The 18,511-nt window shown below is 47.1% G+C and carries 2 protein-coding genes; both read right to left on the bottom strand.

Annotation, left to right across the window (positions count from 1 at the left end; all coding sequences use genetic code 11):
• Window positions 1-6: 6 nt before the first annotated feature.
• Entirely contained in the window at window positions 7-10,818 is a 10,812-nt protein-coding gene (ppsD, locus tag MHI44_RS00505) for a plipastatin non-ribosomal peptide synthetase PpsD (RefSeq protein WP_339202645.1), read from the bottom strand.
• A 25-nt stretch (window positions 10,819-10,843) separates the two neighbouring features.
• Window positions 10,844-18,511: a plipastatin non-ribosomal peptide synthetase PpsC gene (gene ppsC, locus MHI44_RS00510; RefSeq protein ID WP_339202647.1), complete on the bottom strand. Its 7,668-nt coding sequence runs from the start codon at window positions 18,509-18,511 to the stop codon at window positions 10,844-10,846.

The following is an 18,511-nucleotide window of genomic DNA, read 5'->3' on the forward strand; positions in this document are numbered from 1 at the left end:
GTTTCATTAGTGAAAACTGAGCATATCAGCAATCTCTTGCAGCGCGTCCTCGGTCAGTTCTTGATCATCAAAATCACTGATCGTCTTTTCTGTTTCTCTTTTGTTCTGGCAGTGTTCGATCAGCTGTAATAAAAATTGACGGCATGTTTCGCTAAGCTGTTCGATGGTTTTGCGCTGAAAGCGGGCATTGTCATAAGTCATATTGACAGTCAATTTTCCTTCTGCAGCGATTGCGCTGATATCCAGCGACTGTTCACGGTTCCATGTTGTGCTGATATCACCTCCGGCACCAAGCGGAGAGAATGAGAAGGCGTCCTCCTCAGGTACTTCAACTGAGCGGCCGCTTTCAAATTGACCAAGATAATTAAAGCTGATTTCTGGTGCACCTGTGAAATTGATGTCTTTTTTGCCAGGCGGCGTCAAATATTTGATGACACCGTAGCCGAATCCTTTGTCAGGTACACGTCTCAGTGTATCTTTTGTTGTTTTTAGCACATGAACCATGTATTCTTCCGAATCTGGCAAGTCTGCGTTCAATTTAACCAATAACGGATAAATGGCGGTAAACCATCCAACCGTCCGGCTCACATCTATTCCTTCTAATACATCCTCTCGCCCGTGGCCCTCTAATGATAGTTTGAAGGCGGATTGATTGGTCCAATGGCGCAGCGCAAGAATGACAGAAGCGAGCAGCATGTCCTGCGTATCAGTGTTATATGCGCTGTTGGCGTCTTTTAAGAGTGCTGCTGTCTCTTTCTCGTTTAAGGTAAACGAAATCGTGGACCGTTGTCCCTCGTCTGCTCTAGTGCCATCGATGTGATCAAAAGGCAATGCCTCTGTTTGATACTCTTCGGCTTCGCGCCAATACTTGAGCTGTTTCATTAGCTGCTGGCTTTCAGCGTAGTCAGAGAGCTTTTTCGTATACGCTTTAAATGAGCTTGTTTTAGGAGGCAGCTGAATCTCTTCCCCGCCTGCAGCTTGGCGATACCCTAAAGCCAAATCTTCAAGCAGAACCCGCCATGAGATGCCGTCAACGACGAGGTGATGAGCCGATAAAAATAAGAAATCACTGTCAATTGTGTGGAAAAGACCGGCTTGCAGCAGCGGACCATTCTTCAAATCCATTTTCTGCTGAATATCAAGTACATGACGTTTGATAATAGGCTCATACGCTCTATTTCCATCAGTGCCGTCCGGAGCTGATAAATCAATCATCTGAAGGCCGTACAACGCGTCGTCCGAATGACTGAGCGGCCGATTATATTGATCCCACTTTCCTTGTTCATTCTGTGTAAACACCATTCGCAGCGCATCATGATGACACGTTATTGCTTTTAACGTTTTGCGCAGTGCGTCTTCTTGTACAGAGGTGCTTCGATACAGCATTACGGACTGATTAAAATGGTGTTTTTCTTTTATATCTTGAGAAAGAAACCATTTTTGAACAGGCGACCATTGTACGTCTCCCTCAACCGGAGCTTGGCTGGAACTTGTATCTGAATCACGGATATAAGCTGCTAATTCTTGAATGGTCGGATGGCTAAACAAATCTTTCACTGCCATTTGCTTGCCTATCCGGTGAAGCCGCGCAGATACCTGTAACGCTTTGATTGAATCTCCGCCAAGTTCAAAGAACGAATCAGCTGTTCCGATCTTTTCTGCCCCCAGTACTTCTTGCCATATATCTGCCAGTATTTGTTCCATTTTGCTGGCTGGCGGGAGGAATGGACGTTCACCTTCGTGGTTATATACAGGTTTTGGAAGTGCTCCGCGATCCAGCTTGCCGTTTGGTGACAATGGAAGTGAGTCCAGTTTTTCAATAAACGCAGGGTGCATAAACACCGGCAGCTTGTTTTGTAATTCTGAGCGTACAGCATTTGTGCTCAACTCTGGTTTTGTCACCACATAAGCACTTAATTCGGTTTGTCCTGACGCTGTTTCATGAGCAACTACTGCGGCGTCTTTTACACCATTTATACACCGGATGACCGATTCAATTTCTTTCGTTTCTACACGGTATCCTCTGATTTTGACTTGATCATCGATTCTTCCGAGATATTCGAGTGTACCGTCGGCCATCCATCTGGCGGCGTCTCCTGTTCGGTACATTCGTGCTTCGGGTTTAAATGGATTCTGCGTGAATGCTCTCTCTGTCAGTTCTGGAAGATTGACGTACCCTCTTGCAAGCCCTGTTCCTGCTATACAAAGCTCTCCCGCAACACCGATTGGCTGAAGCTGATGATTGCTATTTAAAATCAGCACTTGAGTTCCGTCAATCGGCTGGCCGATGCTTACGTATGCCTGCTTTTCCATATGTCTCATGACGGTAGTCGCCACGCTGTTTTCTGTCGGTCCATATTCGTTGGCGAGTTCGGTATGCGGACATATAGCTAAGCTGCGGGCGATCAATTCGCGGTCAGCCGCTTCTCCCGCCAGTGTGACGACTCTAAGCGTCTTTACATCTTCCGGCTGCACTACGTCCAAAAGCGCTCGATATAAAACAGGCACAATAATCATATGTGTAATCCGTTGACGAGACAGCTGATGCTTAATGGCCAGAATATCCTTCGCTTCCTCTTCATGAAGCAAAACGGCTTTTGCACCTGACAAAAGCGGTGTAAACATACTAGTTATAAAGCCGTCAAATGAGAAAGAAAAGAGCTGCAGAATGGTATCTGTCTCGTTGAATGCATAAGCGTTTCGCCGCCACTGAAGAGTGTTGGCAATACCTTTATGCTCGACCATTACCCCTTTTGGACGGCCCGTCGTTCCAGAGGTATAAATGATATAAGCCAAATGATGGGCAGACGACATTTGCGGCAGCGGCGATTTGTCGTCTTCCTCTACGCTTTCTATCGTCAAGATCTCTCCTTCAAAGTCAGCAAGTACTCCCCGATCCGCTTCATTTATTGTCATCAGCAGTTTCGTTCCGCTGTCGCTAAGGATATAGCGTTTGCGTTCTGTCGGGTATTCAGGATCAATGGGAACGTAACAGCCGCCTGCTTTCCACACACCAAGTATGGCTGCTATCATACTGAACGAACGATGCATCATGATGCCTACTGGTGTGTCCGGCTTAACACCTCTGTTGCGCAATGCACGTGCGATTCCATTGGACCACTCGTCCAACTCTTGATACGTCAGTGTTTTGTCTCCGCTGACAAGTGCAGTAGCTTTTGGTGTTCGTGCAGCTTGCTGCTCAAACAATTGACTGATTGTTTGAACTCCGTATTGATTCGCTTGCCTGGTGTTAAACTCATTAAGCAGCTGGTGCCGCTCTTCTTGGGTCAGGATGTCGATATGGTTGAGTGTCACCTCCGGATTTTTGCCGATGATGCTAAGTACATTTGTTAAATGCGATGCCCAGCGTTCAATAGTGGTTTTCTCGAACAATGCGGTTGAATATTCAAAAAGGAAATGAATGTTTCCGTCGCCCTCAGATGCCTGTAGTGTCAAATCGAATTTAGAAACGAGATGAGAAACTTGTGCCGGCTTCATTTGCAAATCATGAAGATGCAATCGCTCGTAATCATTATTTTGAACAACTAACATCGCGTCAAACACTGGGTTCCGGCTCATATCTCGTGTCAATTCAAGCTTATCAACAAGCTCTTCGAACGGGTAATCCTGGTGCTCAAAGGCTTCCAATGCTGTCTCACGCACTTCCTGCAAATACTGTACGAATGGCTTCCCGCCCTCCGGGCGCGTCCGAAGCGCCAGCGTGTTCACAAACATGCCGAGTATCGGCTCAAGATCCTTGTGCGGCCGGCCGGCAATTGGCGAGCCGACGATGATATCCTCCTGTCCGCTTAAGCGTGACAAGAACGCGGTGTAAGCCGCAAGGAGCACCATGTACAGTGTGCTTCCGTTTTCTCGTGCCAGCTTGTGAAGGCCTGATGCAACCTCTTGATCCAGCGTAAATGAGACCTTGTCACCCGCGAAGCTTCGCACCGGCGGGCGGGCATGATCAGCCGGAAGATCCAGCACAGGCAGCTCGCCCTCGAGCTGCTTCAGCCAGTACGCCCCCTGCGTTTTGTACGCGTCTCCTGTTTTGAATCCTTCTTGCCATACGGCGTAGTCTTTATATTGAATGCGCAGCGCAGGAAGCTTCCGATTATTGTACAGCTCGCCGAATTCCCGAATCAGAATGTTGACGGAAACACCGTCTGAAATGATGTGATGCATATCCACCAGCAACAGGTGCCGCACATCTGATACCTTTACGATTTGGGCACGGAACAGCGGCGCTTGGCTGAGATCAAACGGTTTGATAAATGCGGCTGCGGCCTCCTGTTCGGTTCGTTCGCCGAGAACTGTAGTATGTAACGTAAACGGCACCTCGTCATGGATGCGCTGCACCGGATCGCCTCCTGCGTCCTGTTCGAAGGAGGTACGAAGCGACTCGTGGCGCTTGATCAGCTCTTTGAAAGCTCTGTCCATCCTTTCAGGGTTGAGCTTCCCTTCGAGCTCTAACACAGCCGGCATATTGTAGCCTGTCCCTCCGTCCTCCAGCTGCTGAAGTACATAAATCCGCTTTTGGGCAGAGGAAACCGGATAGGTTTCCTGTTTTTCAGCGGGCTTAATCGCTTCATATGGACTGTCCGTTCCTTCACGGATAACGGCAGCCAGCCCTTCTACTGTTGGATGGGCAAACACATCTTTTAGCGGCACCTGTACATCGAATTCTTTGGTGATCCGTGAGACAAGCGCCGTTGCTTTTAAGGAATGTCCCCCGCGGTCAAAAAAGTTGTCGTGAATCCCGACAGGGCCATTTTTCAGCACGTCCTCCCACAGCTGAGAAAGCTTCATCTCAGTCACGTTTCTCGGCGCTGTGTAGGTCTCCGCATCTGCCGCTCCGCCAGGAGCTGGCAGGGCGTTTCGTTCGAGCTTTCCGCTTGGCGTAACCGGCCACTGTTTCATTTCTATCATATAGGCTGGGACCATGTAGCCCGGCAACAGTCTCTCAAGCTGCGCTCGGACTTCGTTTCTTTGGAGCCCTTCTATATAAGCGCATAATTCCGACTCACCGCTGTCTGTCCGTACGGTAACGGCCGCCTCTCTTACACCTTCTATGCTTCTTAGTGCCGCTTCAATTTCTCCCGGCTCAATCCGGTAGCCGCGGATTTTCACCTGATCATCCGTGCGCCCGAGGAATTCAATATTCCCGTCAGGGAGCCAGCGCGCCACATCTCCGGTTTTGTACATGCGTTCCCCCAGGTAAAACGGGTCTTCAAGAAAACGCTCCTCCGTTAATGCCGGCCGATTCAAATAACCTCTGGCAACACCCGCTCCGGCAATGTATAGTTCACCGATACATCCAACAGGCAGCATCCGCTGATTCTGATTCAGGATATATAATCTGACATGATGAACAGGTTTTCCAATTGGAATCCGTTCAAGTTTTTCTTGTGGCGGACAATCAAAGAATGCAGCTTCTACGGTTGCTTCCGTTGGCCCATAGGAATTGGTTATTGAAACATTTGGAAGCAACTCGTAAAATCGGGAGACAAGATGGGTCCCCAGCTGTTCTCCCCCAGAAAACACTCGCTTGAGTCTGTTTGTCTTAATCGGTACAGAGCGATATTTTATATGTTCTAAAAATGCATGGAGCATTGAAGGCACAAAATGCATAGCTGTGATCTTTTGTTCTTCTATGGCCTTCGCGATCACTTCAGGTTCTTTTTCGCCTCCCTGAGGAAGCAGATAAACAGAAGCTCCGGCATAAGGCCACCAAAACAGCTCCCATATTGAAGCATCGAATGAATATGATGTTTTGTGCATAATCATATCTGAATGCTTTAGCTGATAGCGGGACTGTAGGGAATTCAAAAAATTCACCGCTGATCGATGTTCAATTTCAACACCCTTAGGCATCCCGGTAGAGCCGGATGTATAGATGACATAGGCTAAAGATTGCGGGAGAACATCCACATTCGGATTGGACAAACGATGTGCCAGTCCGCTATTTGTCTGATTGAGATAGACAATCTCTCCTGTAAATTCCGGAACATGAAGGCCGGCAGACTGAAGCAGGAGAATGTTTGTACCGCTGTCCTCCAGCAGAAAGCTGATTCGTTCTTCCGGATAATCCGGGTCGATGGGCAGATAAGCGCCGCCAGCTTTAAGAATGCCATAAATGCCAAGCAGCATTTCAGGTGAACGCTTTCCTATAATGGCAACAGTCGTTTCAGGTTTTACCCCCCGTCCGATCAGCTCCCAGGCGATACGGTTAGCCTGTTCGTTCAATTCTTTATAGGTCATCACTCCATCTTCGAAGATAACGGCCGCCTGATCAGGCGTTTTTTCTGCCTGCTGTTCGAGTGCATAGTGGAGCGTTTGATTCATTGAATAGCCCGTCTCCTCAAACAGATGGCATGATTCAATGAAATCTCGCTCTTCTTCTTTTGTTAAGATTGGAATATTGTCCAATTCTGTTTCAGGACTGGCAGCTGTATGTTCCACAAGCGTGGTGAAAAGGCTGGCCCACCTTTGGATGGTTTCTTTCTCAAACAAAGCTGTACTGTATTCAAACTGACAGAAAAGCTCGGAATCATGCTCTGTAACGTATAGGGAAATATCAAATTTTGATATTGGGTGCTCCAAGTCGTTCCACTGAAGCTGTACATCATTCATTTTTAGCTTTTGCTGTTCCATATTCTGAAGGACTAGCGTTGTGTCAAACAAAGGATTCCGGCTCATTTCCCGCTGCACACCGAGTTTGTCCACAAGCTCTTCAAACGGGTAATCCTGATGCTCATACGCTTCTAGTGCCGTCTGTCTGACTTCTTTCAGAAATTCCTCAAATGTCTTATTACCCGCCGGGCGTGTGCGGAGAGCCAATGTATTGACGAACATCCCAAGAACAGCTTCAAGGTCGGCATGGGGCCGTCCGGCGATAGGTGAACCAATCACGATATCATCCTGACCGCTTAACCGAGACAAAAAGGCTGAATACAAAGCGAGAAGCGTCATATAAAGCGTGCTTCTGTTTTTATGGGCGAGCCGCTTTATGCGGGCCGTGATCTCTTTGTCCAATTGAAAGGTTACTTTTCCGCCTATGAATTGCCGTTCTGCCGGACGTCGTTTATCTGTTGGAAGCTCCAGTATAGGAAGGTCCCCGCTAAACTGCTGCTGCCAGTAAGTCTCCTGCTTTTGGTACGAGTCTCCCTTTTTAAATTTCTGCTGCCATACGGCGTAATCTTTATATTGGATCCGCAATGGCTTAAGCTGCCGGTTTGCATAAAGATCGGTAAATTCTCGGATTAGGAGCTGAACGGATACGCCATCTGAAATGATATGGTGCATATCCACCAGCAATACATGCTTCTCGTTTGACACTTCTATAAGGCCTGCTCTAAATAATGGCGCCTGGCTGAGATCAAAGGGACGGACAAATCCCTCGATAGTGGTCTCTTTACTTAACGTAAACGGCACTTCGGTGTGGATACGCTGAACCGGCTCGTCATCAGCTCCGGATACAAAGGAAGTTCGAAGCGGCTCATGCCGGCTGATCAGTTCTTTACATACAGCAGACAGTTTGGCGACATCCAGTGCACCTTCCAGTTCTAAGACCGCAGGCATGTTATAGGCGACACCCTCATCAAGCTGTTGAAGCACATAGATTCGTTTTTGGGCCGAAGATACAGGATATGTATCCCTTTTTTCTGCTGGTTCAATTGCTGCATACAGATTTTGTTCTGCCTCTCGAATAATTAAAGCTAATCCTTCAACAGTCGGATGAGCAAAGATGTCCTTAAGTGAAACTTGCACATGGAATTCCTTTGCGATCCGTGACATAAGCACTGTTGCTTTTAACGAGTGACCGCCATTGTCAAAAAAGTTGTCTTGGATGCCTATATGCCCATTCTTTAGCACATCTTCAAATAGTTGCGAAAGCTTTGCCTCTAACAGATTTCGAGGGGCAGTATATGGGTTTCCGCTGATTGAAGCATCTGGCTCCGGAAGTGCTGCGCGATCTACTTTTCCGTTTGGGGTAAGAGGTATGCTGTCAACCCATATCCATTTCGCCGGAATCATGTATTCTGGGAGCTCACTAGCCATATAACTGCGTAAATCTATTGCATTCAGCTTTTGTACACTGCAATAGTAAGCGCATAATTCATGTTCACCGTTTTGATCTTGCCAGATGAGAATGGCAGCCTCACTAATGTCCGGATGATTCATTAGCGTGACTTCGATTTCTTGCGGCTCAATTCGATAACCTCTGATTTTCACTTGATTGTCTGCCCGTCCGATATATTCGATGTTGCCGTCTTCAAGCCGTCTGGCCAAATCACCTGTCCGGTACATGATCACATCAGGCTTGAATGGATCGGATGAAAATTTGTCGCTTGTCAGTTTATCGTGATTGACATATCCTCTGGCAACACTTGCGCCGGAAATATAGAGTTCGCCTGGTACGCCGCATGGCTGAAGCTGTTTTTGATGATTCAAAATATATAGATCAGTACAGCCTATCGGTTTACCGATTGGCGGAAGCTCAGGAATAGGGTCTCCAGGATGAATGGTATACGTAGATACCACATGAGTTTCTGAAGGTCCGTAATGATTGTGCAGGTGTATGCCGCGTTTACGCAACACATCTTGGAAAAGGTCTGAAATCATTAATTGTTCCCCGGCTGCGATCAGGTGTTTGACGCCATCAGGAAACGAGTTCGCAAGTTCTCGCTCGCTGAAAATCATTTTGATAAAAGCAGTTGGGAGAAACACAATATTCGTCTGATGCTTGTTTATAAATGCAAACAGCTGAGGCACATCTCTTTTTATGGCTTCTGGCACGATGTGGAGTGTGCCGCCTTTCAGAAGCGCAGAAAATATTTCTTGATAGCAGACGTCGAAGGAAGGCGTCGCAAATTGCAGAACATCTGCTTCAAAGTCAATGCCGGAGTGAGTATATTCGAACTTCAGCAAGTTAGCCATGTTTCGATGCTCAAATTGAACACCCTTTGGTTTACCTGTTGTGCCTGATGTATAAATCATATACAGCAGATCGTCAGCATTGTTGACTGACTTTATGTTACTGCCGTCTACTTTGCTTTCGATATCTTCTGGATGAGTGATAATGTAATTGTCTTCTAACGATGAGGGAAGATGCGCTTGTGAAACAACATGCGAACAGCCGCAATCATGCAGAATATAACGGATTCTGTCAGCAGGGTAATGCGGATCAACCGGAACAATGGCGCCGCCTGCCTTTAAGATACCAAGAACACCTGTGATAAACGCCGCTGAGCGTTCCATCATAATCGCAACGGGTTCCTGTCTCACAAGGCCTTTCATTCGTAAATGCCGTGCCAATCTGTTAGCCGCTTTATTCAGTTCTCTGTATGTTAATGAGCAGGCTTGATCAATTACAGCATGAGCATCTGGTGTCTTTTCCGCTTGCTTTTCAAACATGGCATGGATGGTTTCGTAAACTGGTGTTTGATCTGTGATTTCTCCAATCAGCTGCCGCTTTTCAGTATCTGTCGTGATATCGATTTCTTCAGGTGGAAGATTCGGATTATTTAAGATTTGTGATACAGCATTCAGAAGATGCTCTTTGACAGAGAGCACAAAAGACCGATCGTGCTGCTCCGCATCATAGTTCATTTTGATATGAATTTCTTCCCCTGGCGCCACCATAAGATAAAAGCTGTAGTTGGTTTCATCTGCGACAGTGAAATTATGAATCTGAAAAAGATCAGAAGCATGTTCCTGTTTGTTCAGCATTTGAATCTCTTGCTGCACCGGATAGTTTTCAAATACGAGAATATGATCAATCAGCCCTTGCTTAACAGCTGAGCGGGATTGAATCTCATATAAAGGATGGTAGCTGTACGCTTCAGCGGCAAGACGGTCTTTTTGCATATCTTTTATAAGTTGAAGAAAAGGCGTTTTTGCCCCCTGCACCCGAACCGGCATCGTATTAATGAAAAGACCTACCATATGTTCAATGCCTTCGATTTCTGCGGGTCTTCCTGAAATGACAGAACCGAATACGGCGTCATCGTTATTATTATATTTTTGTAGCAGAATGCCCCAAATGGTATGAAAAATCGTACTGAGTGTCACTTCTTCTCTAGCAGCAAGCTCTGAAAGCCTGCTGCTTTCTTCCTTAGAGAATGAAAATGTAACGTGTTCCTGCCTGCTTTTTCCCTTTGTTTTTTTCTGCTTCGGGAGCACGGTTTGCTGTTCGTGGCCGGAAAGATAATGGTCCCAATAAGAAACCGCCTGCTCTTTGTCTTGCTCCATCAGCCATTTGATATACTTTCCGTATGGCTGGACCGGCTCCAATGTTATTGGGGATGCATTTACATAAGATGCGTAAATATGCAGAAACTCCTTTAGCACAATGCTGAGGCACCAACCGTCCATCATGATATGATGAAAGGTCCAAATGCAAGAGTACTGGCTCTCTCCTGTTTGAATCAGAGCGATGCGCATGAGCACATCCTTTTGTAAATGAAACCCCTGGTCCCGGTCCTTTTCTTTCCATTGCTCGATAAACTGTGATTGCTCCGCCTCGTTTAAATGAGTAATGTTTTCTTCCAGTACGATGACATTTCGTTCTCTCAGAACAACCTGCTGGGGAGAGGAAACATTTTGGCTGATAAAAATCGTTCTGAAAATATCATGTCTTTCTACAAGAGCGTTGATGCTGTTTTGAAAAAACTGCGGGTTGACTTTTCCTTCAATTGTAAAAGAAGCTTGCTCAACATACGCCTGTGAATCTTTTTGCAGGAGGGAATGGAAAAGCATCCCTTCCTGCATGTAAGACAGCGGATAAATATCCTGAATTGAATTCGCTTTTGTCATGTTCATGTCTCCCTGTCACGATTTTCTACAATTCTTCCACCAAGCTGGATATGCTGTCCAAGTCCTCAGCCGTTAATGATTGACTGCTGAAATCGCTCAGTGTCTTTTCTGTTTTCTGTTGACCGGCGCAGTGTTTCATAATGTCCAGCAAAAAGTGTTCAATCCTGTTAATAAGCTGCTCCATTGTGTTTCTGTGAAAGCGGGCTGGCGGATAACTAAGATTGAAATGGAGCTTTTTGTCTGCTGCCATTGCGCTCATCTCGATGATTTGCTCACGCTTCCATGTATGAGTGATATCCTTTCCGCTCCCAAGGCTTGATGGGCGGAAGGTGTCCTGTCTTTCGATGTCGTTGAACTGGCCCAAATAGTTAAAGCTGATTTCAGGTGTTTTTGAAAACGTAATGCTTTTATTTTCAGGGTGTGTAAGGTATTTCAGCATACCGTAACCTACCCCTTTGTTTGGTATCCGGCCCAGTGTATCTTTAACGGTTTTTAATGCGGTTCCGAGCTCATCCCTATGATTTTCAAAGCTTATGAGGGCCGGATACATGGATGTAAACCAGCCGACCGTCCTGCTGATATCTAACTCTGGCAGAATGTGTTCTCTCCCGTGTCCTTCCATAGCGATACGGAGCTTGCTTCCTCCTGTCCATTCACAAATCGCCAAGGATGCTGCGGTTAACAGAATATCTTGTGTATCTGTGCCATAGGCGTGATTGACGTTTTGCAGCAAGACGGCGGTGTCTGCTTCAGTCAGTGAAAAGCTTAATGAGTCCCTTTTGCTGAAGTCGATGTTCACTTGATGCGGTATTTCATAGGGCAGTTCTGCGTCTTGCTGTTCTTCTACAGTTCGCCAATACGCCTCTTCGCGAATCAGCTTACTGCTTTGGGCATATTCCTGTATGCGTCTTGCGTATTCCTGATAGGAATCCGTTTTAGGCGGAAGCTGGATCGTCTGGCCTGCAGCAGCTTGTTGATATCCGGCTGACAAATCCTCAAGCAAAATCCGCCATGAGACACCATCAACGACAAGGTGATGGATCGCAAGGAACAAGTAATCTCCGGTCAGTGTTTTAAACAAAGCGGCGTGCAACAATGGTCCTTCCTGCAAATTGATGCTTTGCTGAAGATCTGCAACTTCTTGTTTGATTTGCGTCTCCCAGCCGCTTTCTGACTGTGAAAGATCAAAGGTTCTTAAGCTGTATAGCTGTGACTCATGAATGCCTTGGTTGATTTGAATCCATCGCCTATCATCGTTGCGATAAACCATCCGAAGCGCATCATGATGCTCCGCCAGTTTTTTCAAGGCTGGTCTAAGGGCGTTTTCAGACAAACGTCCAGAATGGAATAGCATGACAGACTGATTGAAATGGTGTCTTTCTTCAATATCTTGTGAAAAAAACCATTGCTGAACAGGCGTCCATGGAACATCTCCCTGAACAGGTCCTTGCTCTATGACTCTCTCTGACTTACGGATAAATGGTGATAAGTCCTTTATCTTTGGACGACGGAATAAATCACTTACCTGCAAGCTTAACCCGTGGCGCCCGAGACGTGCAGAAACTTGAAGCGCTTTGATTGAATCGCCGCCCAATTCAAAGAATGAATCCTCTATTCCGATCCTCTGGATGCCTAGAACCTCCTGCCAGATCAATGCCAGCTGCTCTTCAAGTTCGTTGCGTGGCGGGATGTATGTTTGTTTAGATGCGAAATCTGGTTCAGGCAGTGCTTTCCGGTTCAATTTGCCGTTCGATGTGAGCGGAAGATTCTCCATTTCAATGATATACGCCGGAATCATATAATTAGGCAGTGAACACGCGAGAAGTGAACGCACTTGTTCAGCATTCGTGCCTGCTTTTACGCTGATATAGCCAAACAGCTCTTTGCTCCCGGTCTGGGCTGTACGTGCTAACACTGCGGCTTCTTTGACCCCGTCTATTTGACGAAGTGCTGATTCGATCTCACCCAGCTCCACACGATAGCCTCTGACTTTTACTTGATCATCAATACGGCCAACGTACTCAATTGTGCCGTCAGGAAGCCAGCGCGCCAGATCACCTGTGCGATACAGTCGATCGCCAGGTGCAAATGGATGTGGGACAAATTTCTCTTTCGTTAAATCAGGACGGCCCAAATATCCTCTGGCGACGCCATCTCCGCCGACACAAAGTTCACCGACAGCTCCGACCGGCTGCAGCACTCCCCATTGATTTAAGATATAAGCGGTGGAATTACCAACCGGCCGCCCGATCGGAATGGAAAGTTCATATGTTTTTTGAATGTGAAGGCATGTCGAAAAAGTTGTATTTTCGGTAGGGCCATATCCATTCCATATAGATACTTCAGGGCAGACATTTCTGATTCGATTGACGTGGCTCGGCGACAAAGCTTCTCCGCCAATAATCAAATGTTTCAGCTGTGAAAATGTTTGTTCATTTTGCTCTGTCAAATGATTGAATAGAGAAGATGTCAGCCAAATCGTTGTGATTCCTTGATGTTCTATGTACCTCTTAAGCTGATGGGAATCGAGAAATGTTTGTTGATCGGACAGATGCAAAGCGGCACCATTTAGCAGCGGTCCGAAAATTTCAAATGACCCAACGTCGAAACCGATTGATGATGTCATCAGAAGGCGGTCTTCAGGTGTAAATGTAATATAATTGCTGTTTTTAACAAGACGAATTACACTTCGCTGCTCAATCATGACACCCTTTGGTTTACCGGTTGATCCAGAGGTATAAATGATATATGCGAGTGAATGTGGCCCTGCTGAAGAATCAACGTTCTTCGTTTTTTCTTGCTTTTGAATATCTTCGATTATGATTTGTTCACATTCAATGTCTAATAGCTGTTTTTCTGTTTTTTCAGATTGAAGGAGTAATGCCGCCCCGCTGTCTGACAGCATATAAGCTATTCGTTCAACAGGCAGATCAGAAGCAATAGGCAGATAAGCTCCCCCGGCTTTTAGAATGCCCAGCATTCCTGCAATGAGTTCTGGTGTTCTGCCTGTCAACAAGGCTACAACACTATCAGGCCCTACGCCCTTTATCTGTAGAACTGAGGCAATTTGATTTGCCCAGCTGTTCAGGTCCTCGTAAGTGAATACTTGGGTGTCGCTGACAATTGCTACAGCATTAGGCGTTTGTTCTGCCTGCATTTCAAAGAGTCTGCTGATGGTTTCATTTCTTGGATAATCTATTTTTGTACGATTGAGCTCGTGGATAAGGTAATGGGTCTCATCCTCATTCAGGATATTTATTGTTCCGAGAGCGGCTTTGTTGTCTTTGATGATGGAGAGTAACATATTGATGAAGTATTGAAGCCACTTTTCTATCGTTTTTTTCTTATATAAGTCAGTACTAAACTCCATTTGGAACGTCAGCAAACCGTGGGGCTGTTCCTGTGTATATAGGGTTAAATCAAATTTGGACGTTTGATGCCCATTGTGTGCTGCAGGTTTGAGACAAAGTTCATTCAGCTCCAACGATTCCTGATCCATGTTTTGAAGAACAAACATTACGTCAAACAGCGGATTTCTGCTCATATCCCGTGTCAATTCAAGCTTATCGACAAGCTCTTCGAACGGGTAATCCTGGTGCTCAAAGGCTTCCAATGCTGTCTCACGCACTTCCTGCAAATACTGTACGAATGGCTTCCCGCCCTCCGGGCGCGTCCGAAGCGCCAGCGTATTCACAAACATGCCGAGTATCGTCTCAAGATCCTTGTGCGGCCGGCCGGCGATTGGTGAGCCGACGATGATATCTTCCTGTCCGCTTAAGCGTGACAAGAACGCGGTGTAAGCCGCAAGGAGCACCATGTACAGTGTGCTTCCGTTTTCTCGTGCCAGCTTGTGAAGGCCTGATGCAACCTCTTGATCCAGCGTAAATGAGACCTTGTCACCCGCGAAGCTTCGCACCGGCGGGCGGGCATGATCAGCCGGAAGATCCAGCACAGGCAGCTCGCCCTCGAGCTGCTTCAGCCAGTACGCCTCCTGCGTTTTGTACGCATCTCCTGTTTTGAATCCTTCTTGCCATACGGCATAATCTTTATATTGAATGCGCAGCGCCGGAAGCTTCCGATTATTGTACAGCTCGCCGAATTCCCGAATCAGAATGTTGACGGAAACACCGTCTGAAATGATGTGATGCATATCAACCAGCAACAGGTGCCGCTCATCTGATACCTTTACGATTTGGGCACGGAACAGCGGCGCTTGGCTGAGATCAAACGGTTTGATAAATGCGGCTGCGGCTTCCTGTTCGGTTCGTGCGCCGAGAACTGTAGTCTGTAACGTAAACGGCACCTCGTCATGGATGCGCTGCACCGGATCGCCTCCTGCGTCCTGTTCGAAGGAGGTCCGAAGCGACTCGTGGCGCTTGATCAGCTCTTTGAAAGCTCTGTCCATCCTTTCAGGGTTGAGCTTCCCTTCGAGCTCTAACACAGCCGGCATATTGTAGCCTGTCCCTCCGTCCTCCAGTTGCTGAAGGACATAAATCCGCTTTTGGGCAGAGGAAACCGGATAGGTTTCCTGTTTTTCAGCGGGCTTAATCGCTTCATATGGACTGTCCGTTCCTTCACGGATAACGGCAGCCAGTCCTTCTACCGTCGGATGGGCAAACACATCTTTTAGCGGCACCTGTACATCGAATTCTTTGGCGATCCGTGAGACAAGCGCCGTTGCTTTTAAGGAATGTCCCCCGCGGTCAAAAAAGTTGTCGTGAATCCCGACAGGGCCATTTTTCAGCACGTCCTCCCACAGCTGAGAAAGCTTCATCTCAGTCACGTTTCTCGGCGCTGTGTAGGTCTCCGCATCTGCCGCTCCGCCAGGAGCTGGCAGGGCGTTTCGGTCGAGCTTTCCGCTTGGCGTAACCGGCCACTGTTTCATTTCTATCATATAGGCTGGGACCATGTAGCCCGGCAACAGTCTCTCAAGCTGTGCACGCACTTCGTTTCTTTGGAGCCCTTCTATATAAGCGCATAATTCCGGCTCCCCGCTGTCTGTCCGTACGGTAACAGCCGCCTCTCTTACACCTTCTATATTTCTTAGTGCCGCTTCAATTTCTCCCGGCTCAATCCGGTAGCCGCGGATTTTTACCTGATCATCCGTGCGCCCGAGGAATTCAACATTCCCGTCAGGGAGCCAGCGCGCCACATCCCCGGTTTTGTACATGCGTTCCCCCGGGTAAAACGGGTCTTCAAGAAAACGCTCCTCCGTTAATGCCGGCCGATTCAAATAACCTCTGGCAACACCCGCTCCGGCAATGTACATTTCGCCGGCGACACCGGAAGGCTGTACGGCTAAATGCGGATCTAAAACATACAAACGCGCACCGGGTACGGGCTTCCCAATCGGAATCCGCAAACGATCCCTGTCCCGTTCTGGATCCAATACGTAAAATGCCGCGTCTACCGTTGCTTCTGTTGGCCCGTAGCCATGGATTAATGATACCTGCGGCAATACAGAAGCAAAACGGGCTGCCGTACGCGGCGCAAGCGGTTCACCTCCGGCGAATACACGCTTTAGGTTTGTCCCGTCACCAAGCGCTAACATTTCTGCTTGATCCAGAAAGCTATTAAGCATAGCCGGAATAAAATGAGCCGTTGTCACGTTTTCCTGATGAATGGCTTGTACGATCAATGCGGAGTCTTTTTCCCAGCCGGGCGGAAGCAGATACGCCGAAGCACCGGAAAGAGTCCACCAAAACAGCTGCCACACAGACGCATCAAAGGAAAAAGAGGTTTTCACCATGACAATGTCATCTTCCGAAAGCGGAAACTGGTGCTGCATGCCGGTCAGAAAGGAAACAGCCTGACGGTGCTCAACGGCCACTCCTTTCGGCTGCCCGGTAGAGCCCGATGTATAGATGACATAGGCGAGAGAACCGCCGTCAGCAGGAGTAAACAGATGGTTTTCTGCTTTTTCGCTCGCAAGAGATGTCATGTCCACTTCAAGCGTTTCGCCAGAAAAGTTCGGTGCGGAGCATCCCGGCTGTGTCAGCAAGAGCGATGCCCCGCTGTCTTTCAGCATGTAGCTCAGCCGCTCCTTTGGATACGCAGGATCAAGCGGCAAATACGCCCCTCCGGCCTTCAATACAGCAAGGACAGCGATCAGCATGTCAGGTGAGCGTTCAGACAGGACACCGACGATACTTTTGTTTGTGACGCCGCGTGCCGCAAGGTGCGCAGCCAGCCGGCTGGCGTACATGTCAAGCTCAGCGTATGTCAGCGAACCGCCTGAAAAGCGAATCGCTGGCCGCTCCGGTGTGACTGCCGCCTGTCGCTCAAACAGCCCATGCAGGGTTGGGGCTTCAGGTGAAACAGATACTGTCCTGTTATTTTGAGAAACGATTTTCCGTGTTTTGTCCTCATCTAGCAACGTCATCTTTGACACAGGAAGAGATGGATCAGAGATGACGTCAGAGATCATGTGCAGTAAATAATCTTTTATCTCAGACATCATATTTGGTTGATAAGCGCCTGTATGAAAATGAATCCGAACGTACAAAGTACGCCCTGGAATCACTTTGACACTGCATCTATAATTAGTTACCTCTTCCATCTCAAAATCTTTTACGGAGAAATCAAATGATCCAGCTTGATTCAGCTCTTCAATCTCTTGTTGAGTAGGTGTATTTTCAAAGACGATAATATGATCAATCAGCTCTTGTTTAAGAGCGCTCTGCGCCTGAATGTCATATAAAGGGAAGTAACTATACGCTTCTGCTTCAGTCATGTCCTTTTGCATTCCGCTGACTAGGTCAGAAAAAGACAGAAAATCACTTTGGACTCGAATAGGAATGGTATTGATAAAAAGTCCGACCATGTTTTCCACATCTTTTAGCTCAGAAGGTCTGCCTGATATAACTGATCCGAACACAGCATCGTCGCGGCGATTGAACTTTTGGAGCATGATTCCCCATAAAGCTTGGAAAACAGTGTTAAGTGTCGCACCACATGCTGCAGCGATTTTCTGTAATTCGGAGGTTTCTTTTTCAGGAATGGTAAACGTGATCTGCTGTAATGTCCCATCCGACATTCGGTCTGTTCTTTTAGGCAGAGGTGAAGCTTTTTCGAAATGCTGAAGCCTCTTTTTCCAATACTCAGCTGCTTCTTCCCGGTCTTGCTGCATCAGCCATTTAATATACGTCCCGTACGGCTGTACGGGAGGCAAATCAGGAAACTGCCCTTTTCCAAGCGCTTGATAAATATGGAGAAAGTCTTTAATGACGATGCCTAAACACCAGCCATCCATTAAAATATGATGGTGGCTCCAGATACAGACATAATGATCAGGCGCCCATTTTAAAATAGATATTCTCATCAGTACATCCGTTTGGAGATCAAAGCCTTTTGATTTGTCCTGCTCTTTGAATGCCTCTGTACAATGTTCTTTATCTTTTTCATTGAGATGAGAAATATCTTCAACATGAACATGGCAATGACGTTGCTTGAGCACGACTTGACGAGGTTTGGCTACATTTTTATAGATGAATGCTGTTCGAAAGATATCGTACCTGTCAAAAACAGCATCCATACTTTTCTGGAAACGCTCCAAGTCAAGCTGTCCATTGATCGTAAAAGAAGCCTGTTCAAAATAAGCTCTCGACTGCTCATCATACAATGAGTGAAAAAGCATCCCTTCCTGCATAAATGACAAAGGGTATATATCCTGTATTTCAGGTTGCTGCGGCAT

Origin of the sequence: Bacillus sp. FSL K6-1366 (assembly GCF_037976695.1) — a bacterium.
GTDB classification, from domain to species: Bacteria; Bacillota; Bacilli; order Bacillales; family Bacillaceae; genus Bacillus; species Bacillus subtilis.